Below are 18,729 nucleotides of genomic sequence, written 5' to 3' on the forward strand. Positions count from 1 at the left end.
AACTGGCGGTGACCACGTACGGTTGACACATGACGAGCATCGGTGGTGCGGAGATGGTCGACTGGAATCTCGCGGTGGCGACCGCGACCCGGCTCGTACGGCCGGGCCCCGAGGTGAGCCGTGACGAGGCCAGGGCCGTCGTCACGGAACTCCGCCGGCACGCCAAGGCCTCGGAGGAACACGTCCGCGGCTTCACCCGGATGGGCACCGACGACATCCACGACACCCCGATCCTCGTCGTCGACCGCCCCGGCTGGGTGCGGGCCAACGTCGCCGGGTTCCGGGAGATCCTCAAGCCCCTCCTCGACAAGATGCAGGAACGCCGCGGCACCGGGGCAGGCGGCGCGGTCCTGGGCGCCGTCGGCGGCAAGGTCACCGGCGTCGAACTGGGCATGCTGCTGTCCTTCCTGGCCTCCCGCGTCCTCGGCCAGTACGAGACCTTCGCCCCCGCCGGCCGCGACCTCCCCGGCGGCGGCAGGAACGGCGGCCGGCTGCTGCTCGTCGCGCCGAACATCGTCCACGTCGAGCGCGAACTCGACGTCGACCCCCACGACTTCCGCCTCTGGGTCTGCCTCCACGAGGAGACCCACCGCACCCAGTTCTCGTCCGTGCCCTGGCTGCGCGACCACCTCGAGGGCGAGATCCAGTCGTTTCTGGGCGAGACCGACGTCGACCCCATGACCTTCCTGGAACGCGTCCGGGAGGCCGCCCAGTCCCTCTCCGGCGGGCGCCCCGAGGGCGAGGAGGACGACGGCGGCCGCTCCCTGGTCGAACTCGTGCAGACACCCGCCCAGCGGGAGATCCTCGGCCGGCTCACCGCCGTGATGTCCCTGCTGGAGGGACACGCCGACTTCGTCATGGACGGCGTCGGCCCGGAGGTCGTGGCGACCGTCTCCGAGATCCGCGAGAAGTTCCAGCAGCGTCGCGCCAAGGGCGCCTCCCGGCTGGACCTGGCCCTGCGCAGGCTGCTGGGCCTGGACGCCAAGCTCCGCCAGTACCGCGACGGCGAACGGTTCGTACGGGCCGTCGTCGACCAGGTCGGCATGGACGGCTTCAACCGCGTCTGGACCTCCCCGAACACGCTGCCGACCAAGGCCGAGATCTCCAAACCGGCGGACTGGGTCGCACGGGTGCACCGCAAGGCCGAGTCGTGAGCCGGCGACGAACGGCATGAACCGGATCCGGCCGACGGCAGGCGAACGCCCCTTCAATCACCCGTCCGAGGGACCGTGGGCCCTCGGCAGGCGTGCAATGCTCGGGGAACGGCCCGGCTCTGTCACCATCTATACACTCTGAGTGACCGGCCTCGGGCTCACCCCCCCGAAAACTTCATGAAGGGAACCGGACAATGGGTCCCCATCCTGCGGTCGCGGCGATACGCCTGGCGGTCCGCCGCGTACTTCACGACATCCTCAACGACCATCAGCCCTCCGACATCGCCGCGCAGGGCTCGCACGAGCGCCCGCCCGCGCCGCTCGTGCTCGTGGCGTGCTCCGGCGGCGCCGACTCCATGGCGCTCGCCTCCGCACTGGCCTTCGAAGCCCCCCGGCTCGGCCTGCGCGCGGGCGGTGTCACCGTCGACCACGGCCTCCAGCCCGGCTCCGACGAGCGCGCCGACGAAGTCGTCCTGCGCCTGCGCGGACTCGGCCTCGACCCGGTCGAGGCCACCGCCGTGACCGTCGGCCGCGAAGGCGGACCCGAGGCAGCCGCCCGCGACGCCCGCTACGCCGCCCTCGACGCCGCCGCCGAACGCCACGCGGCCACCGCGATCCTGCTCGGCCACACCCGCGACGACCAGGCCGAGACCGTCCTGCTCGGCCTCGCCCGCGGCTCCGGCATCCGCTCCCTGTCCGGAATGGCCGCGGTCTCGGGGACCGGCGGCCGCTACCGGCGCCCCTTCCTCCAGCTGGACCGGCAGACCGCCCGCAAGGCGTGCATGGTCCAGTCGCTGCCCGTCTGGGACGACCCGCACAACGCCGACCCCGCCTACACCCGCTCCCGGCTGCGCCACGAAGGCCTGCCCGCGCTGGAGAAGGCGCTCGGCAAGGGGGTCGTCGAGGCGCTCGCCCGCACGGCCCAGCTCTCCCGCGACGACGCCGACGCGCTCGACGCCTGGGCCGGCCAGGCCGAGGCCGCCGTACGGGACGCCACGGGCCTCCTGGAGTGCGCCAAGCTCTACGCCCTGCCCCCCGCCGTCCGCCGCCGCGTCCTGCGCCGCGCCGCCATCGAGGCGGGCGCCCCGGCCGGTTCGCTCTTCGCCCGGCACATCGAGGAGGTCGACCGGCTGATCACCGGTTGGCGCGGCCAGGGGGGCATCAATCTCCCCGGCAAAGTCGTGGCCCAGCGCCAGGGTGGCAGACTGGTGATTCGGCAAGGCTGAATCCCGACCCTCCACACGGAGGGCCGGCGGCCGGTGGGACGACCGAAAGTGATGCGGGTGGACGCGAAAGACATGGGCACCGACCTCAAAGAGGTGCTCATCACCAAGGAAGAGATCGACGCGAAGCTGGCCGAGCTGGCCGCGAAGATCGACGCGGAGTACGTGGGCAAGGACCTGCTCATCGTCGGCGTCCTCAAGGGCGCGGTGATGGTCATGGCCGACCTCGCCCGGGCGCTGTCCACCCCCGTCACCATGGACTGGATGGCCGTGTCGTCGTACGGCGCGGGCACCCAGTCCTCCGGTGTCGTGCGGATCCTCAAGGACCTCGACACGGACATCAAGGGCAAGCACGTCCTGATCGTCGAGGACATCATCGACTCCGGCCTGACCCTGTCCTGGCTGATCTCGAACCTCGGCTCGCGCGAGCCCGCCACGCTCAAGGTGTGCACGCTGCTGCGCAAGCCGGACGCGGCCAAGGTCGCCATCGACGTCGAGTGGGTGGGCTTCGACATCCCCAACGAGTTCGTCGTCGGCTACGGCCTCGACTACGCCGAGAAGTACCGCAACCTCCCGTTCGTCGGTACGCTCGCGCCCCACGTCTACGGTGGTTGAGCCCGTCCTGCGTGACGGCTGAGCCGTACGGGCCAGTCTTGTAGGACGATCGGGAACCCCAGCGGGTTTCGCACCGTTGGAGCAGGCAGACGGGTTCACCGGCCTTCCCATGCGGCTTCGGGCCACAAAGCTGGGGTACCGTCAGAAGAACTGTCTTATCAAACTCACTATGGCAGGAGGGACGGGGCGGCACCGCTCCGTATGGATGGACGTGAAGCGATACTTCCGTGGGCCGGTCATGTGGATCGTGCTGGCCGTCCTTGCCGTGGTCGTGTTGATGCAGGTCGTCGGCTCGTCCGGCGGCTACAAGACGGTGGACACAGGCCAGGTCGTTGCAGCGATCAACGACAACAAGGTCGAGTCGGCCAAGCTCACCACCGGTGACGAGCAGACCATCAAGGTCACGCTCAAGGACGGCGTAAAGGTCGAGGGCAGCTCGAAGATCCAGGCGAGCTACATCGGCGACCAGGGCGTGACCATCGCCAATACGCTGCAGACCAAGTACCAGGACAAGCAGATCCCGGACGGCTACACGGTGTCGCCGACGAAGCAGAACGCCTTCGTCGGGATCCTGTTGTCCCTGCTCCCCTTCGTCCTCATCGTGGTCGTCTTCCTGTTCCTGATGAATCAGATGCAGGGTGGCGGCTCCCGCGTCATGAACTTCGGCAAGTCCAAGGCGAAGCTCATCACCAAGGACACGCCGAAGACCACGTTCGCGGACGTCGCGGGCTCGGACGAGGCCGTCGAGGAGCTCCACGAGATCAAGGAGTTCCTCCAGGAGCCGGCGAAGTTCCAGGCCGTCGGCGCCAAGATCCCCAAGGGCGTTCTGCTCTACGGCCCTCCCGGTACCGGCAAGACGCTGCTCGCGCGCGCCGTCGCCGGCGAGGCGGGCGTCCCCTTCTACTCGATCTCCGGTTCCGACTTCGTCGAGATGTTCGTCGGTGTCGGTGCCTCGCGAGTCCGTGACCTGTTCGAGCAGGCCAAGGCGAACGCCCCGGCGATCGTCTTCGTCGACGAGATCGACGCGGTCGGCCGCCACCGCGGCGCCGGCCTCGGCGGCGGTCACGACGAGCGCGAGCAGACGCTGAACCAGCTGCTCGTCGAGATGGACGGCTTCGACGTCAAGGGCGGTGTGATCCTCATCGCCGCCACGAACCGGCCCGACATCCTGGACCCGGCCCTGCTGCGCCCCGGCCGCTTCGACCGCCAGATCGCGGTCGACCGCCCGGACATGCAGGGTCGCCTGGAGATCCTCAAGGTTCACCAGAAGGGCAAGCCGGTCGCGCCCGACGTCGATCTGGCCGCTGTCGCCCGCCGCACCCCCGGCTTCACGGGTGCCGATCTGTCGAACGTCCTGAACGAGGCCGCGCTGCTGACGGCCCGCTCGGACCTGAAGCTGATCGACAACCACATGCTGGACGAGGCGATCGACCGCGTGGTCGCGGGCCCGCAGAAGCGGACCCGGATCATGTCGGACAAGGAGAAGAAGATCACCGCGTACCACGAGGGCGGTCACGCCCTGGTCGCGGCGGCCTCGCCGAACTCCGACCCGGTCCACAAGATCACGATCCTGTCCCGCGGCCGTGCCCTCGGTTACACGATGGTCCTGCCGGACGAGGACAAGTACTCCACCACCCGCAACGAGATGCTGGACCAGCTGGCCTACATGCTGGGCGGCCGCGCGGCGGAGGAGCTGGTCTTCCACGACCCGACCACGGGTGCGGCGAACGACATCGAGAAGGCCACCACCACGGCCCGCGCGATGGTCACCCAGTACGGCATGACCGAGCGTCTGGGCGCCATCAAGTTCGGCGGCGACAACACCGAGCCGTTCCTCGGCCGTGAGATGGCTCACCAGCGCGACTACTCGGAAGAGGTCGCCGCGCTGGTGGACGAGGAAGTCAAGAAGCTCATCGAGAACGCGCACAACGAGGCCTGGGAGATCCTGGTCGAGAACCGCGACGTCCTCGACAACCTGGTCCTCCAGCTGCTGGAGAGGGAGACGCTGGGCAAGGAGGAGATCGCCGAGATCTTCGCCCCCATCGTCAAGCGTCCCCCGCGGCCGGCCTGGACCGGTTCCTCCCGCCGCACGCCCTCGACCCGTCCGCCGGTGCTCTCCCCCAAGGAGCTGGCCCTGACGAACGGTGCCAACGGCGCCACCCCGGCGATCTCCACCGTGAAGTCCACCGCGGCGGAGGCCACCCCGGTGACCGAGCCGGCCCCGGAGGACCGCCCCGAGAGCTGATCCGGCTCCCGGGCGCCTCTCACCAGGCCCGGAATGGATGCCGCGCCCCCCAGGTTCTAGCCTGGGGGGCGCGGCATTTTCTGTATGCCCTGTTTGGGACACCTGAGGAACGAGGCAGCACATGACCGACCCCGTGACGCTGGACGGCGAGGGTTCGATCGGCGAGTTCGACGAGAAGCGGGCCGAGAACGCCGTACGCGAACTGCTGATCGCGGTGGGCGAGGACCCGGACCGTGAGGGGCTGAAGGAGACTCCGGCGCGGGTGGCGCGGGCGTACCGGGAGATATTCGCGGGGCTGTGGCAGACGCCCGAGGACGTGCTGACGACGACGTTCGACCTGGGGCACGACGAAATGGTGCTGGTCAAGGACATCGAGGTGTTCTCGACCTGTGAGCACCATCTGGTGCCGTTCAGGGGCGTGGCGCACGTCGGCTACATCCCGTCGACCACCGGGAAGATCACCGGCCTGTCCAAGCTGGCCCGGCTGGTGGATGTCTTCGCGCGTCGCCCGCAGGTGCAGGAACGTCTCACCACTCAGGTCGCGGACTCCTTGATGGAGATCCTGGAGCCGCGCGGTGTGATCGTGGTCGTCGAGTGCGAGCACATGTGCATGTCGATGCGGGGCATCCGCAAGCCCGGTGCCAAGACCATCACCTCGGCGGTGCGCGGGCAGCTGCGCGACATGGCGACGCGCAACGAGGCGATGAGCCTGATCATGGCTCACTGAGTCACGCCGCCGACGCCGCTCCGTTGTTGTGGTCGTCGTCCTCCGGGAGTTTGCAGACGCGCTCCAGGAACAGGGCCGCCGCTATGACGCCGATGCCCGCGACGACGGAGAAGCCGGCGTAGATGGCCTGGTCGCGGCGGGCCGGGATGTCGAGTGACTCCAGGAGGAAGACGCCCGTGCCGCCGTACATGCCGGAGACGAGGGCGGCGACCAGGGCGCTGGCCTGGCCGAAGACGACCGCGCGGGCGGCCATCAGGGGGTCGACGCCCTTGGCGCCGGGACGGCGCTCGCGCTGCGCCTTGAGGCGGGCGCGCAGCGAGAGCGCGGTGGCCAGCAGGACCACCGCGATCAGGGCGAGGACGATGGGCGCGGCCAGCGGGACGCTGGGCAGGGTCCCGATCGAGTTCCAGAGGCGGGCGCCCGCCCAGGACAGGATGCCGGCCACGAGGAAGACCCCTACCAGCACCCTGATGCGCAGCTCTCTCACGGTGTCCCTTCAGCTCCCCCGGTACCCCGGACAGTGGTCGTCTTGACCTTAACGACTACTCGGGCAGGTGAAGTTCCAGGTCCTTACGCGCGGTGACGCCCTCGCGGGTGACCTCGCCGAGGACGTCCGCGACCGGGCCGTGGCCGGGCAGCTGGGCCTCCGGCTCCACGTCGTGCCAGGGGGCGAGGACGAAGGCGCGTTCGTGGGCGCGCGGGTGGGGCAGGGTGAGGTGCGGATCGTCGTCGACGACATCGGCGTACGCGACGATGTCGACGTCGAGGGTGCGCGCGCCCCAGCGCTCGTCGCGGACGCGGTGGAAGGCCTCCTCGACCGCGTGCGCCCGCTCCAGGAGGGAGGACGGGGGCAGGGTCGTCTTCAGCAGGACCACCGCGTTGAAGTACGAGGGCTGGCTGCCGGGCTCGACGCCCCACGGCTCCGTCTCGTACACGGGGGAGACGGCCTTGATGCGGACACCCGGGGTGTCCTCCAGGGCGTCGATGGCGCCCTGGAGGGTTTCCAGGCGGTTCCCGAGGTTGGAGCCGAGGGAGATCACGGCACGCTGGGGGTTGTGCAGGGTGGTGTCGGCGGCGTCGACCTTCTCCACGACGGAGGCGGGCACCGGCTGTACGGTCGGGTCGCTGTGACCCTCGGTGAAGGACGCGGTCATGCTCGGCTCCGGGTGATCGTGACGGTCACGTCGTCGAAGGGGACGGTGATCGGCGCGTCCGGCTTGTGGACACGAACCTCGACCTCGTCTACCCCTTCGTGCTTCAGACAGGCCTGGGCGATGCGCTCGGCGAGCGTCTCGATGAGGTTGACCGGCTCGCCCTCGACGACGGCGACGACCTCCTCCGCCACGATGCCGTAGTGCACGGTCTTCGCCAGGTCGTCGTCGGCGGCGGCCGGTCGGGTGTCCAGGCCCAGGACGAGGTCCACGATGAAGGTCTGGCCCTCCTCGCGTTCCTTGGGGAACACTCCGTGGTACCCGCGGGCCTTCAGGCCGCGCAGCGCGACACGATCCACGCGAATCACTCCTGCAATCGTCGGTTTCGGCCGGTCCGTACCGCGTGCGGGCGACACCCCGGCCTCGAACGAATCTACCTGCGAGCACTGACAGGGCCGGGCCCGACTGCCGTGACCCGGCCCGGAGCCGGGAGTTTTCACCGGGTGTTTCCCTTGGGGAACCCGGTGGCTCACGGGCTGGTAGCCGCCCCTACCCGTGGGTTCGTGATTCCAACCACTTCTTGGTTCAGGAGGGGGAACGGCGGCTTCGGGAGGGGCCGGCTGCCTTGCCGGGCCTCGGCCCGTCTGCCGGCCCGCTCCCGGCCCGCGGCCCAGCCGGTCGCCCGCTCCCGGCGCGGTGGGGGCGTCGCCCGGTCAGGGGGAGGCTTCGCCGTCCTCGTCGCTCTCGGACTCGTCGTCGTTGTCGGCGAGGACCGGGGAGGCGTGGTGCGACCACAGCTTCCAGCCGTCGCGGGTGCGGCGGAGCACGTTCGTGGCGACCACCAGCTGGCCCACCAGCGGCCCCAGCTCCTCGCCGGCCGCCGGGGCGGGGCCCCCGCTGAGGATGTTCTCCGTGCAGGTCACCAGGGCGGTGTCACCGGTGACGGAGACATGGACGTCGGTCAGGAAGAACTGGATGTAGTCGGTGTTCGCCATGATCAGCGCGTACGACCGCAGCACGTCGCCGCGCCCGGTGAGCACCGGCCAGCCGGGGTGCACGCAGGAGATCACGCCGGTGTCGGCCGGGTCGTGGTACTCCTCGTCGACGCCCAGGTCGGCGGGGGTGAGCCAGAGCGAGGACACCGTCTCGAAGTCGCCCCGTTCCAGCGCCTCGTAGAAGGCGGTGTTGGCGGCCTCGACCTGCTCGACGTCGGTGTGGGGGGCGCTCACCGGGCTCCTTCTGCGCCGTGGGGCCCCTTTGCGCCGTGGGGCTCGTGGGCGGTGTGCGGGTCGTCCGTTTCATGGGGGTGCGCGCCGGGTGTGTGCGTGACGGCGCGCGCCTGTTCCACGGCGCGCGCGACCCGTACCGCGTCCGCCGTCGCGCGGACCTCGTGCACCCGCACCGCCCACGCCCCGCTGTGCGCGGCGAGCGCGGAGACGGCGGCCGTGGCGGCGTCGCGCTCGCGCGCGGGGGGCGGTGCGCCCTCCGGGCCGGCCAGGACGCGGCCGAGGAACCGCTTGCGGGAGGCGGCGACGAGCAGCGGGTGCCCCAGGGCGCGCAGCCGGTCGAGGTGGGCGAGCAGCGTGAGGTCGTGGTCGGCGTCCTTGGAGAAGCCGAGTCCGGGGTCGACGACGACCCGGTCGGGGGCGATGCCGCCCGCGAGAACGGCCTCCACACGCGTGTGCAGCTCGTCGACGACCTCGGCGACGACATCGGCGTAGACGCCCTTGACGTTGCCGCCCTCCAGGAAGCCGCGCCAGTGCATGACGACGAAGGGGGCGCCGGCGTCGGCCACGACGGGGATCATCTCCGGGTCGGCGAGGCCGCCGCTGACGTCGTTGACCAGGGCGGCGCCGGCCGCGAGGGCCTGGGCGGCGACGGAGGCGCGCATGGTGTCGACGGAGACGACGACGCCCTCGGCGGCGAGGCCGCGCACGACGGGGATGACACGGCGCAGTTCCTCGGCCTCGTCGACCCGGGTCGCGCCGGGGCGGGTGGACTCGCCGCCGACGTCGACGAGGTCGGCGCCCTCGTCGACGAGCTGGAGGCCGTGTTTCACGGCGGACGTCGTGTCGAACCAGCGGCCACCGTCGGAGAAGGAGTCGGGGGTCACGTTGACGACCCCCATGACCGCGCAGCGGTCCCAATCCGGAAGACCGGCGACCCGCCCGCGTCCGCTCTGCTTGCTCATACGTTCAGCGTAGGCCCCGCGGCGGACGGGGACGTCGCCCGGCCCGGACGGAGGCCCCGGGGCTGGGGGCGGGGCTCCCGTCCGGGCGCTCTCGGGGCGCCGCCGCGGCGCACGGGCCGCGGCCTTCCCGGCGCACGCGCGGCGGCCTCGGCGCCGTCGTCGTCCCTGTACCGGGGCCTTCGCGCCGCCGTCGGCCCCGCGCCGCCGTCGCTCTCATGCCGCCCGCACGTCTCTCTCCGCCGGCGCGTGCGCACACACGCGTGCCGGCTTCGTACGGCGCCGGAGGAAGCGGGGCAGGGGGAGGGCGAGGTTGACGAAGCCCTCGGCCTGCATGGCGGCGAAGCCGATGCGGGGCAGGTCGCCGGAAGCCCGGTAGACGACGAAACGGGGCTCCCAGCGGGGCTGGAACTTGGCGTTGAACTTGTACAGCGACTCGATCTGGAACCAGCGGGACAGGAAGACCAGCAGGCCCCGCCAGGCGCGCAGCACCGGGCCCGCGCCGATCTTCTCGCCGCGTGCCAGCGCCGCCCGGAACATCGCGAAGTTCAGGGACACGCGCGCGATGCCGAACTTCGGAGCGGCCTGGAGCGCGGCGACGATCAGCAGCTCGTTCATGCCGGGGTCCGCCGAGCGGTCGCGCCGCATCAGGTCCAGGGACACGCCGTCGGTGCCCCAGGGCACGAAGTGCAGGATCGCCTTCAGATCGCCGTACGGGCCGGGCAGTTCGTCGGCCTTGTGGGCGGTCGCGATGAGGCAGTCGCCGTCGGCGGGGTCGCCCACGCGGCCCAGCGCCATGGAGAAGCCGCGCTCGGTGTCGGTGCCGCGCCAGTCCTCGGCGGCCCGCCGGATCCGCTCCAGCTCGGCCTCGCCGAGGTCACGGACACGTCGTACGCGGGTTTCGTAACCGGCGCGCTCGATGCGCTTGACCATCTGTCGCACGTTGCGCATCGCGCGGCCGGCGAGGGAGAAATCCGCGACGTCCACCACCGCCTCGTCGCCCAGTTCGAGGGCGTCGAGGCCGGTCTCGCGGGTCCAGACCTCGCCGCCGGTCTCCGAGCAGCCCATGACGGCGGGCGTCCAGGAGTGCGCCCTGGCCTCGTCCATGAAGCGCTCGATGGCGCCGGGCCAGGCCTCGACGTCGCCGATCGGGTCGCCGCTGGCGAGCATCACGCCGGAGACGACGCGGTAGGTCACCGCGGCCTTGCCGCTGGGGGAGAAGACGACCCCCTTGTCCCGGCGCAGCGCGAAGTGGCCGAGGGAGTCGCGGCTGCCGTGCTTGACCAGCAGGGCGCGCAGCCGGGTCTCGTCCTCCTCGGTGAGGCGCGCGGCCGGGTGCTCGGGCCGGAACGCGAGGTAGATGGTGGTGACGGCGGTGATCCAGCCGAGGGCGCCGAGGGAGAAGGCGACGGTCCAGGAGGTGTTGCCCGCGTAGTCGACCGGGCCCTCGAAGCCGAAGAGGCCGTACAGGACGTGCGTCAGGCGATCGGCCAGGCTCGGGTCGCCGATCAGGCGGTTCGGGTGGACGCTGACGATGACCAGTCCGAGACCGAGGGAACCGGCGCCCATGAGGACGAAGTTGGCGAGCGCGCGCCAGCGGCTGCGCGGGTCGGGCAGGGCGGCGAACTGGTCGCGGTGGACCACCAGCGGCACCAGGAGCGCGATCGAGATGAGCGCGCCCACGATCGAGTGGCGGTACACGAACTGGGCGGCCGCGCCCGCCGGGAGCAGCACCACCGCGGCACGCCACGCGCGCCGTTTGCCGCGCTTGAGGCCGTGGGCGAGGAGCAGCAGCAGGACGCCGGCGCTGAGCGAGAGGGCCGCGACGAACGGGCCGAACGAGCCCGGCAGCACCTCGGCGAGGGTGTGCATACGGCTGTGCCGGAACCGCGGGAAGACGCCCGCGGCCACGTCCAGCAGGCCGACGAGGGCGCAGGCTCTGCCGACGAGGGCGGGCACGGCCTCGGGGCGCGGGCCGCGAGCTATCCGGCGCACCAGGACTGATCGGCGCGGAACCCCGCCCGACATTTCGCCATCTTCCCTGACAGACATCGCATCCCGTAGTTCCGCGAGAGAGCTTGGATCCGGGCCCGATTCGGGCATCCGGCGACATTGCGCCCTCTAGGACGGTGTCTTGGGGAGAGAGGTTCACTCGGCTCCTCAAAGCCAGTGAAAAGGCCAAGGAAAGTCCGGGACAAGCCCTCGCGAAGGAGTCGGGGGGACGGGCCTGTGCCCGGACGGAGAGCAGGCAGGAAACCACCGCATGGGTCTCACGAGCAACACAGTGCTGCTGCTGTCGGTCGCGTTCGCCGTGCTGCTGTTCGTCGGCACGGTGTGGCTGTGGCCACGGCTGGCGCGGCGCGGCTGGCGGGCCGTCGGCGGACGCGTCGGCCTGCTGCTGGCCACACAGTTGGCGCTCTTCGTGTCGGTGGGCCTCTCCGCGAACCAGGCCTTCGGTTTCTACGCCAGCTGGGCGGACCTCCTCGGCCGGGAGACCGACGTCGGCGTGGTCGTCGACCACTCGGCCGGCGGCGCGACGGCGGGGCCCTTACAGGTCGTCGACACCCGGCACGTGGACGGCGGCGGCGGAGGCCCGCGGTACGGCGGGCAGATCCAGAAGGTCGCCCTCAACGGCCGTACGACGCACATCGCCACACCCGCGTACGTGTACCTGCCGCCGGAGTACTTCGACCCGGCGAACCGCACGCGTACGTTCCCGGCGGCCGTGGTCCTCACGGGCTACCCCGGTACGGCCGAGGCGCTCGTGGACAAGCTGCACTACCCGCGCACCGCGCGGCAGCTCGCCAAGGACGGGCGGATGCAGCCGATGATCCTGGTGATGATGCGGCCCACGGTGGCGCCGCCGCGCGACACGGAGTGCGTGGACGTCCCGGGCGGGCCGCAGACCGAGTCGTTCTTCGCCGAGGATCTGCCGGACGCGGTGACGGCCCACTACAGGGTCGGGAAGAAGCCCGGCAGCTGGGGCATCATCGGGGACTCCACCGGTGGCTACTGCGCGCTGAAGCTCGCGATGCACCACCCGGAGGTGTACGCGGCGGGCGCGGGTCTTTCGGCCTACTACAAGGCGCCGGTCGATCCGACCACCGGTGACCTCTTCCAGGGGAACGAGACCCTGCGCGACGAGGCCGATCTGCACTGGTATCTGAAGAACCGTTCCGCCCCCGACACCTCTCTGCTGGTCACGAGCAGCAAGGTTGGAGAATCCAACTACAAGGCCACGCTGAAGTTCATCGACGAGGTGAAGGCCAACGGCAGGACGAGGATCTCGTCGATCATCCTCGAAAGCGGCGGCCACAACTTCAACACCTGGCGACGGGAGATCCCGCCGACACTGGAGTGGATCAGCGGGCGCCTGAGCGACCGGTGAGGGGTCGGCGGGTGCCCGGTGACGTCGGTCTTCACCCGGCCCGACCGGAAATGATCTTGTTTCCTGTCGAATTCGACGACCGGTCTGTTTCCTGATGTGCAGTGAAGACTTCTGTATGGCTGTGTTTTTACGGGCCGGGGCGCCAACATTCGCCTACGCGCGGTAAGTTTCTGGCCATGCCACGTGGACGTCACCGTCATTCCCCGCCTTTGCACAGGCTGCTGCCTCCGTCGGCTATCGCAGGTGTCTCGGTCGTCTGCGCCCTCGGCCCCTGGCTTTTCACGGAACCCATGGCTCTCCGAGGCCTCGCCGCGGCCGCCGCGGCGACGGCGCTCGTCGGCGCGTTCGTCATGCGGCGCTGGGACATGCAGGCCGGCCGTCATGTCGCCGACCTCACGCGCGCGCGGGCGAGCGACGAGTGGCGCTTCGAGGAACGGGTCGCCGAACTGGAGACCGACCTCGACGAATCGCGTGAACTGCGCGTCAAGCTGGAACAGCGACTGCGGGCGAAGCGGACCGAGCTGGCCGGCCTGCGCAACGAGCACGCCGCCCTGCTGCGCCGCTACGCCACCGCGGAGACCGAGCGGGCGACCGCCCTGGAGGGCCGCCGCCTGCTCGAGATAGAGACCACGACGGCGCCGCCCGCCCTGCCTCCCGCGCGCTCCGCGCAGGAGCAGGAGCAGGAGACGGACGACTTCGCGACGGTCGAGGCCGGGACGGACGACGACGCGCTCGACGAGACGGCCGCCGACGAAGCGGTTGACGACGAAGCGGCTGACGACGAGGCCGCCGGCGACGAGTCGCTCGACGAATCTGCTGTCGACGAGGACGCGGCCGAGGACGCTGACGAGGACGAGGAAGACGCCGCGGGGACGCTGGCCGAGGACGAGCCCGAGGCTCCCGCGGTCTTCTCCCCGCAGGGGTCCAAGCTGTTCCTGCGGGCCCAGGCGGCGCTGGTCAAGTTCGACCCGGACGCCGCCAAGGGTGCCGCCCCGGCCGAGGAGGAGCCTGTGAAGGCGACTTCCGCCGAGAGCGCGATCGGCTCGACCGGCTCGACGGGCATCTCCGGCGGCGACACGGAGGCCGCAGGGGAGGACGAGGCGGAGGGGAAGTCCGAGGCGGCCGACGAGCACGCGCGCGCGGCCGCCCCCCACACGGACTCCGAGCGGCACGACAGCCCCACGGAGACGGCCGCTCCGGATGCTTCGGACGCTTCGGACGCTTCGGACGAGACCCCTTCGAACGAGACCGCTCCGGAGGAGCCGGAAACCGCTCCGGACGAGGTCGAGGCTGCCCGGGAATCCTCGGTTCCGGAGATTTCGGTTCCGGAGGCCTCGGTTTCGGAGGCCCCGACCCCGGTCCCGGCCCCGGAGCCCTCCGGTTCGGCCGCGCTGGTCCCGCGTCCCGCCGGGCCCGTGGTGCGGCCCTCCGGGCACTTCACCGTGCCGACCGCCGTCGCCGTCGTACCGGCCGCGGCGCCGGTGCGCCGACCCACGGCCGAGGGCGGGTTCGACTTCTTCGGCACGAAGAACGCCGACCCGTCGGACGCCCTGGCGGACGTGCAGAACGAGGATCTCGCCGACGTCGTAGGGCAGGAGGCCCTCGCGCTGCACAAGGCCGAGGCCGAGGCGGAGTTCAAGCCCGCGAGCGCGGAAGCGCGCGGTGTGGGCCAGGTGATCGACCTGACCGCGCACGACGAGACCGAGCACATCAACCTTCGGGGACTGCGCAGCGCCGTCTCCTGAACCGGCCCTTCGGGCCGGTCGTCCCCGGGCCCCGCGCCGCCGTCCTCAGGACGCCGGCCACGGGGCCCGCTTCGTCTCCTGGGCCATCCACCGGTCGGGCCGTGCGTCCCGGCGCCCGGTCCGGGACCGCTCGGCCTGGCCGTGCAGCAGCTCCACGGCCTCCTGTACGTCCCGCAGCCGGGCCGTGACGGTCTTGTCGGCCCCCGTGTCCACATGGACGTCCGCGAGGCGCCAGAGGCGCTGCCAGGGCCCCTGGGACAGCCTTACGCTCTGCACCTTCGCGTGGGGCACGAGCGACAGGCGGCGGCGCAGCAGTCCGTGCCGTGCCGCGAACACGGCGTCCGTGACGGCGATGCCGTGGCCGCGCCACCACAGCGGGAGGCATCGCCCTGCCCGGCGCGGCGGGCGGGACAGGGCGTCGGCCGGCGGGACGGTCACACCGGGCAGCACGCGCGCGATGACGGCCTCCGCGGCCGCGCGCGGGGCGACCGGCAGGAGCACGGAGTTGGACGATCCGGCCACGTCCAGCTCGACGCGCACCCAGCGGCGCCGCCGCCACAGCAGGGGCTGGACGATCCGCACGGTCTGCACGCGGCCCGGCGGGACCGTCTCGTGGGCGCGGTCCAGGAGCCCGTGGTCGATGCGCAGCCCGTCCGGGGACTCGCCGACCCGCCAGTCGTACTCGCGGACGAACCGTCCCACACTGCTCGCGCCCGCCGCGCCGAGCAGCGGCAGCCCGGTCGCCAGGACCGTGACGACGCTGTGCGTGGCCAGCCACAGCACCGGCGGCACCACGAGCGCGGCGGCCAGCGCGCCCCAGGTGGCGCCGGTCAGCGCCAGCGAGATCGCCAGCTCGCGCGCCGGTACGCGCACCAGCTCGCGCGCCGGCGCCTCACCCACCTCGTGCGCCGTCTCGGGCGCGAAACCCGCCGCCCGCGCGAGCAGCTCGGCACGCAGGGCACGGGCCTCCTCCTCGCCGAGGAAGGCCAGCTCGTCCTTCTTCTCCACCCCGACGACGTCGAGCCGCAGCTTCGCCACCCCCGCGACCCGCGCGAGCAGGGGCTGGGTGATGTCGATCGCCTGGATGCGCTCCAGCCGGATGTGCGCGGTGCGCCGGAACAGCAGACCGGTACGGATCCTCAGTTCGCCGTCCGTCACCGCGAAGTGGGTGAACCACCAGGTCAGAAAGCCGTACGCGGCGGCCGCGGGAAGCAGTACGGCGAGCGCGACGAGCAGCATCGTGGTGGTCAGCCGGGTCAGCTGCTGCTGCGCCTGGTTCGGGTCGTGCGCCGCCCAGCCGACCAGCACCGCGACGGGCGCCCACGCCCGCCGGAACGGCGTGACGGGATGCAGCCGACGCTCGGTGACGGGCCGCGCGGGGCGCTCCCCGGGCGTACCGGACGCGTCGTCGGTCCCGGACCCGTCGGGTACGCCGTCGTCGGCGCCCGGCGTGGTCACAGTCCCGCCGATCGGGCCTCGCCGAGTGCGGTGAGCCGGTCGCGCAGCCGCTCGGCCTCGGCCGGGGCCAGGCCCGGGACGGTCGCGTCGGTCGCGGCGGCCGCCGTGTGCAGCTGGACGCTCGCCAGCCCGAAGTGCCGCTCGACCGGCCCGGAGGTGACCTCGACCAACTGCATCCGCCCGTACGGCACCACGGTCTCCTCCCGCCACAGCACACCCCGGCTGATCAGCAGGTCGTCGGCGCGCTCGGCGTAGCGCCAGGAGCGCCAGTTGCGGCCGAGCAGCACCCAGCCCCAGCCGATCCCGGCGAGCGGCAGCAGCGCGAACGCCGCCCACGCGGGGCCGACGAGCAGCCCGAGCAGCAGCCCGACACCCACGGCCGCCAGACCCAGCCACACCACCAGCAGCAGCCGCCGCATCCGCAGCAGCCCCGGCGGCAGCCCGGTCCACACCGGCTCGTCCGCCGCCGTCTCCACGCCCCCGGCGCTCCCCGTCTCCATACGGCCAGCGTACGTAGGGGAGACTGTGTCCATGACTCCTACGACGGAGACCACGGTCGGGATCGGCGGTGCCGCGGAGAGCACCGACATGGTGCTGAACATCGGCCCCCAGCATCCGTCCACGCACGGCGTGCTGCGGCTGCGGCTCGTGCTGGACGGCGAGCGCATCCAGCACGCGGAGCCGGTGATCGGCTATATGCACCGGGGCGCGGAGAAGCTGTTCGAGGCGCGTGACTACCGCCAGATCGTCATGCTGGCCAACCGCCACGACTGGCTGTCCGCCTTCTCGAACGAGCTGGGCGTGGTCCTCGCCGTGGAGCGGATGCTCGGCATGGAGGTCCCCCCGCGCGCGGTGTGGACTCGCACGCTGCTCGCGGAGCTGAACCGGGTCCTCAACCACCTGATGTTCCTGGGCTCCTATCCGCTGGAACTCGGCGGCATCACCCCGGTCTTCTACGCGTTCCGTGAGCGCGAGGTGCTCCAGAACGTCATGGAGGAGGTCTCCGGCGGCCGCATGCACTACATGTTCAACCGCGTCGGCGGCCTCAAGGAGGACCTGCCGGCCGGCTGGGCCGCACGCGCGCGTGGCGCCGTCGCCGCGGTGCGCTCGCGCATGGACGTCTTCGACGACCTCGTCCTCGGCAACGAGATCTTCCGGGGCCGCACGCGCGACGTGGGCACCCTCACGCCCTCGGCCGTGCACGCGTACGGCGTGAGCGGGCCGATCGCGCGCGCCGCGGGCGTCGACTTCGACCTGCGCCGCGACGAGCCCTACCTGGCCTACGGGGAACTGGCGGACACCCTGAAGGTGGTCACCCGGAGCGAGGGCGACTGTCTCGCCCGCTTCGAGTGCCTGCTCGACCAGACCCACAACGCGCTCGACCTCGCGGACGCCTGCCTGGACCGCCTCGCCGAGCTGCCGCCCGGTCCGATCAACCAGCGGCTCCCCAAGGTCCTCAAGGCACCCGAGGGGCACACGTACGCGTGGACCGAGAACCCGCTCGGCATCAACGGCTACTACCTCGTCAGCAAGGGCGAGAAGACGCCGTACCGGCTGAAGCTGCGGTCCGCCTCCTACAACAACATCCAGGTGCTCACCGAACTGCTGCCGGGCACGCTGGTCGCGGACATGGTGGCGATCCTGGGATCGATGTTCTTCGTGGTCGGGGACATCGACAAGTAGCTCAGGCGGGCTCCTCCGCCAGTGGGTCCGGAATGCCGACGGGCTGGAGCAGCCATCCGAAGTCCCCCAGGCCGCCCGGCGCGGTGAGTTCGGCGGCCTCCCCGGCGCCCGCGAGGGCGCGGACGTAGGCCGAGGGGTCGGTGGAGGCGAGCGCGAGCGGGGGGCGCGCGCCGGTGATGCCCAGGGCGCGCAGGGCCGCGCGCTGGAGAAGCAGCGAGGCGCGCTCCGGCGCATCCGCTTCCCTGCGAGCCTCCCCGTCCACCGTTGCATCCGCTTCCCCGCGAGCCTCCCCGTCCACCGTTGCATCCGCCTCCGCGCAGGCCTTCGCACCCGCCTCCGCGCACGAGTCCAGCGCCACATGCGCCGTGATGTCGCACGACCCGTCCGGTACGGGTGCCGTCTCGCGCCCCTCCCGGAAACCGGTGAGTGTCCCGAACGGGGGACGGGAGCCGGACGTGTGGGCGTAGTCCACCGCCACCGCCAGCCCGCGCGAGACGCGGGAGACGGCGGACGCCCAGGCCGTGTCCCGGGGCAGGCCGATCTCCGCGCGGAGCCCCTCCTCCGCCGGCAGCGGCCACCACCGCGCGAGCCAGCGCGCCTCCGCCCCGGTGACGGGATCCCCGAGGCGCTCGGTGCCGTCGTCCCGGACGAGCACCAGCCGCGCCACGCCCGCGTCGTCGACCTCGGCGACCTCCACGGGCACGTTGTCGAGCCACTCGTTGGCGAAGAACAGCCCGGTGACCTGCGGCGGGGGCTCCGGCAGCCAGGTGATCCGGGGAGCGAGCCCCTCGGGACGGCCGGCGATCTCGACGGCGTACGCGCGCGTGCGGGCCGCCACGTCGGCGGGCAGCGCGGCCAGCACCCCGGTGACCAGTTCGCCCCGCCCGGCGGCCATGTCGACGAAGTCGAGCGAGGCGGGCCGGCCCAGTTCCTCGTCGACCCGGCACAGCAGCCGGGCCACGGCCGCGGCGAAGAGGGGCGAGGCGTGCACGGACGTACGGAAGTGCCCGGCCGGGCCTTCCGGCCGCCGGTAGAAGCCGCCGTCGCCTTCCGTCCCGTACAGGGCGGCCCGGGTCGCCCCGCGCCACCCGCGCCACTCACCGGAACCGGTCACCTCTCGCACCACCCGGACAGACTAGGCGCACAGGTGAT

General features: G+C 71.8%; 17 protein-coding genes. 8 read left to right on the plus strand and 9 right to left on the minus strand.

Annotated elements, in window-relative coordinates; all coding sequences use genetic code 11:
• The first annotated feature begins 29 nt into the window (after nt 1-29).
• The 5 genes from IE275_RS14105 to folE all read left to right on the plus strand — a co-directional run bounded on the left by IE275_RS14105 (nt 30) and on the right by folE (nt 5,964).
• Nucleotides 30-1,154, plus strand: a complete 1,125-nt coding sequence (locus IE275_RS14105) for an Rv3626c family coenzyme F420 biosynthesis-associated protein (RefSeq protein ID WP_189711486.1) — start codon at nt 30-32, stop codon at nt 1,152-1,154.
• Nucleotides 1,155-1,348: 194 nt separating this feature from the next.
• The gene (gene tilS, locus IE275_RS14110; protein ID WP_189711488.1) at nt 1,349-2,380 is read left to right on the plus strand and encodes a tRNA lysidine(34) synthetase TilS; all 1,032 of its coding nucleotides are present in this window, start codon (nt 1,349-1,351) and stop codon (nt 2,378-2,380) included.
• A gap of 51 nt (nt 2,381-2,431) precedes the next feature.
• Nucleotides 2,432-2,992, plus strand: coding sequence for a hypoxanthine phosphoribosyltransferase (gene hpt / locus IE275_RS14115; RefSeq protein WP_189711595.1), 561 nt, complete (start codon nt 2,432-2,434; stop codon nt 2,990-2,992).
• 205 nt (nt 2,993-3,197) lie between these two features.
• Entirely contained in the window at nt 3,198-5,237 is a 2,040-nt protein-coding gene (ftsH, locus tag IE275_RS14120; protein ID WP_189711597.1) for an ATP-dependent zinc metalloprotease FtsH, read from the plus strand.
• 121 nt (nt 5,238-5,358) lie between these two features.
• Nucleotides 5,359-5,964, plus strand: a complete 606-nt coding sequence (gene folE, locus IE275_RS14125) for a GTP cyclohydrolase I FolE (RefSeq protein WP_189711490.1) — start codon at nt 5,359-5,361, stop codon at nt 5,962-5,964.
• A 1-nt stretch (nt 5,965) separates the two neighbouring features.
• Here folE and IE275_RS14130 read toward each other — a convergent pair whose 3' ends face one another.
• The 6 genes from IE275_RS14130 to IE275_RS14155 form a co-directional block, all read right to left on the minus strand.
• Nucleotides 5,966-6,451 carry a DUF3180 domain-containing protein gene (locus tag IE275_RS14130; protein WP_189711492.1) on the minus strand — a complete coding sequence of 162 codons (486 nt, stop codon included), beginning with the start codon at nt 6,449-6,451 and terminating at the stop codon, nt 5,966-5,968.
• A gap of 55 nt (nt 6,452-6,506) precedes the next feature.
• Nucleotides 6,507-7,118, minus strand: a complete 612-nt coding sequence (gene folK, locus IE275_RS14135) for a 2-amino-4-hydroxy-6-hydroxymethyldihydropteridine diphosphokinase (RefSeq protein ID WP_189711494.1) — start codon at nt 7,116-7,118, stop codon at nt 6,507-6,509.
• Nucleotides 7,115-7,474, minus strand: a complete 360-nt coding sequence (gene folB / locus IE275_RS14140; RefSeq protein ID WP_189711496.1) for a dihydroneopterin aldolase — start codon at nt 7,472-7,474, stop codon at nt 7,115-7,117. The genes folK and folB overlap by 4 nt, the downstream gene beginning before the upstream one ends.
• A 354-nt stretch (nt 7,475-7,828) precedes the next feature.
• Complete coding sequence (locus IE275_RS14145) at nt 7,829-8,344, minus strand: nuclear transport factor 2 family protein (RefSeq protein WP_189711497.1); 516 nt, start codon at nt 8,342-8,344, stop codon at nt 7,829-7,831.
• Nucleotides 8,341-9,306, minus strand: coding sequence for a dihydropteroate synthase (gene folP, locus IE275_RS14150; protein ID WP_189711499.1), 966 nt, complete (start codon nt 9,304-9,306; stop codon nt 8,341-8,343). The genes IE275_RS14145 and folP overlap by 4 nt, the downstream gene beginning before the upstream one ends.
• A gap of 213 nt (nt 9,307-9,519) precedes the next feature.
• Nucleotides 9,520-11,331: a phosphatidylglycerol lysyltransferase domain-containing protein gene (locus tag IE275_RS14155; RefSeq protein WP_189711501.1), complete on the minus strand. Its 1,812-nt coding sequence runs from the start codon at nt 11,329-11,331 to the stop codon at nt 9,520-9,522.
• Nucleotides 11,332-11,566: 235 nt separating this feature from the next.
• Between IE275_RS14155 and IE275_RS14160 the strand changes: the two genes are divergently transcribed.
• Both IE275_RS14160 and IE275_RS14165 read left to right on the plus strand, forming a co-directional pair.
• Nucleotides 11,567-12,691 carry an alpha/beta hydrolase gene (locus tag IE275_RS14160; protein WP_189711503.1) on the plus strand — a complete coding sequence of 375 codons (1,125 nt, stop codon included), beginning with the start codon at nt 11,567-11,569 and terminating at the stop codon, nt 12,689-12,691.
• 176 nt (nt 12,692-12,867) lie between these two features.
• Nucleotides 12,868-14,436, plus strand: coding sequence for a prolipoprotein diacylglyceryl transferase (locus IE275_RS14165; RefSeq protein WP_189711505.1), 1,569 nt, complete (start codon nt 12,868-12,870; stop codon nt 14,434-14,436).
• Nucleotides 14,437-14,481: 45 nt separating this feature from the next.
• Here the strand turns inward: IE275_RS14165 and IE275_RS14170 are convergent, their stop codons facing one another.
• Both IE275_RS14170 and IE275_RS14175 read right to left on the minus strand, forming a co-directional pair.
• Nucleotides 14,482-15,894: a PH domain-containing protein gene (locus IE275_RS14170; RefSeq protein WP_189711507.1), complete on the minus strand. Its 1,413-nt coding sequence runs from the start codon at nt 15,892-15,894 to the stop codon at nt 14,482-14,484.
• Nucleotides 15,891-16,394: a PH domain-containing protein gene (locus tag IE275_RS14175; protein WP_189711509.1), complete on the minus strand. Its 504-nt coding sequence runs from the start codon at nt 16,392-16,394 to the stop codon at nt 15,891-15,893. The genes IE275_RS14170 and IE275_RS14175 overlap by 4 nt, the downstream gene beginning before the upstream one ends.
• A gap of 31 nt (nt 16,395-16,425) precedes the next feature.
• On the opposite strand from IE275_RS14175, the gene IE275_RS14180 reads away from it, so the two are divergent.
• Complete coding sequence (locus tag IE275_RS14180; RefSeq protein ID WP_189711511.1) at nt 16,426-17,577, plus strand: NADH-quinone oxidoreductase subunit D; 1,152 nt, start codon at nt 16,426-16,428, stop codon at nt 17,575-17,577.
• Nucleotide 17,578: 1 nt separating this feature from the next.
• Here the strand turns inward: IE275_RS14180 and IE275_RS14185 are convergent, their stop codons facing one another.
• Nucleotides 17,579-18,703 carry an SAM-dependent methyltransferase gene (locus IE275_RS14185; RefSeq protein WP_229870231.1) on the minus strand — a complete coding sequence of 375 codons (1,125 nt, stop codon included), beginning with the start codon at nt 18,701-18,703 and terminating at the stop codon, nt 17,579-17,581.
• Nucleotides 18,704-18,729 lie beyond the last annotated feature (26 nt).

The organism is Streptomyces phaeofaciens, assembly GCF_014648915.1.
In the GTDB taxonomy this organism is placed as follows: Bacteria; Actinomycetota; Actinomycetes; order Streptomycetales; family Streptomycetaceae; genus Streptomyces; species Streptomyces phaeofaciens.

Bases quoted from the DNA above. Each gene is read 5' to 3' on its own strand.
- folP (WP_189711499.1), bottom strand. From the start codon at position 9,306: ATGAGCAAGCAGAGCGGACGCGGGCGGGTCGCCGGTCTTCCGGATTGG.
- IE275_RS14160 (WP_189711503.1), top strand. From the start codon at position 11,567: ATGGGTCTCACGAGCAACACAGTGCTGCTGCTGTCGGTCGCGTTCGCC.
- folE (WP_189711490.1), top strand. From the start codon at position 5,359: ATGACCGACCCCGTGACGCTGGACGGCGAGGGTTCGATCGGCGAGTTC.
- tilS (WP_189711488.1), top strand. From the start codon at position 1,349: ATGGGTCCCCATCCTGCGGTCGCGGCGATACGCCTGGCGGTCCGCCGC.
- IE275_RS14105 (WP_189711486.1), top strand. From the start codon at position 30: ATGACGAGCATCGGTGGTGCGGAGATGGTCGACTGGAATCTCGCGGTG.
- folK (WP_189711494.1), bottom strand. From the start codon at position 7,118: ATGACCGCGTCCTTCACCGAGGGTCACAGCGACCCGACCGTACAGCCG.
- ftsH (WP_189711597.1), top strand. From the start codon at position 3,198: ATGGACGTGAAGCGATACTTCCGTGGGCCGGTCATGTGGATCGTGCTG.
- IE275_RS14175 (WP_189711509.1), bottom strand. From the start codon at position 16,394: ATGGAGACGGGGAGCGCCGGGGGCGTGGAGACGGCGGCGGACGAGCCG.
- IE275_RS14180 (WP_189711511.1), top strand. From the start codon at position 16,426: ATGACTCCTACGACGGAGACCACGGTCGGGATCGGCGGTGCCGCGGAG.
- IE275_RS14155 (WP_189711501.1), bottom strand. From the start codon at position 11,331: ATGTCGGGCGGGGTTCCGCGCCGATCAGTCCTGGTGCGCCGGATAGCT.
- hpt (WP_189711595.1), top strand. From the start codon at position 2,432: ATGCGGGTGGACGCGAAAGACATGGGCACCGACCTCAAAGAGGTGCTC.
- IE275_RS14165 (WP_189711505.1), top strand. From the start codon at position 12,868: ATGCCACGTGGACGTCACCGTCATTCCCCGCCTTTGCACAGGCTGCTG.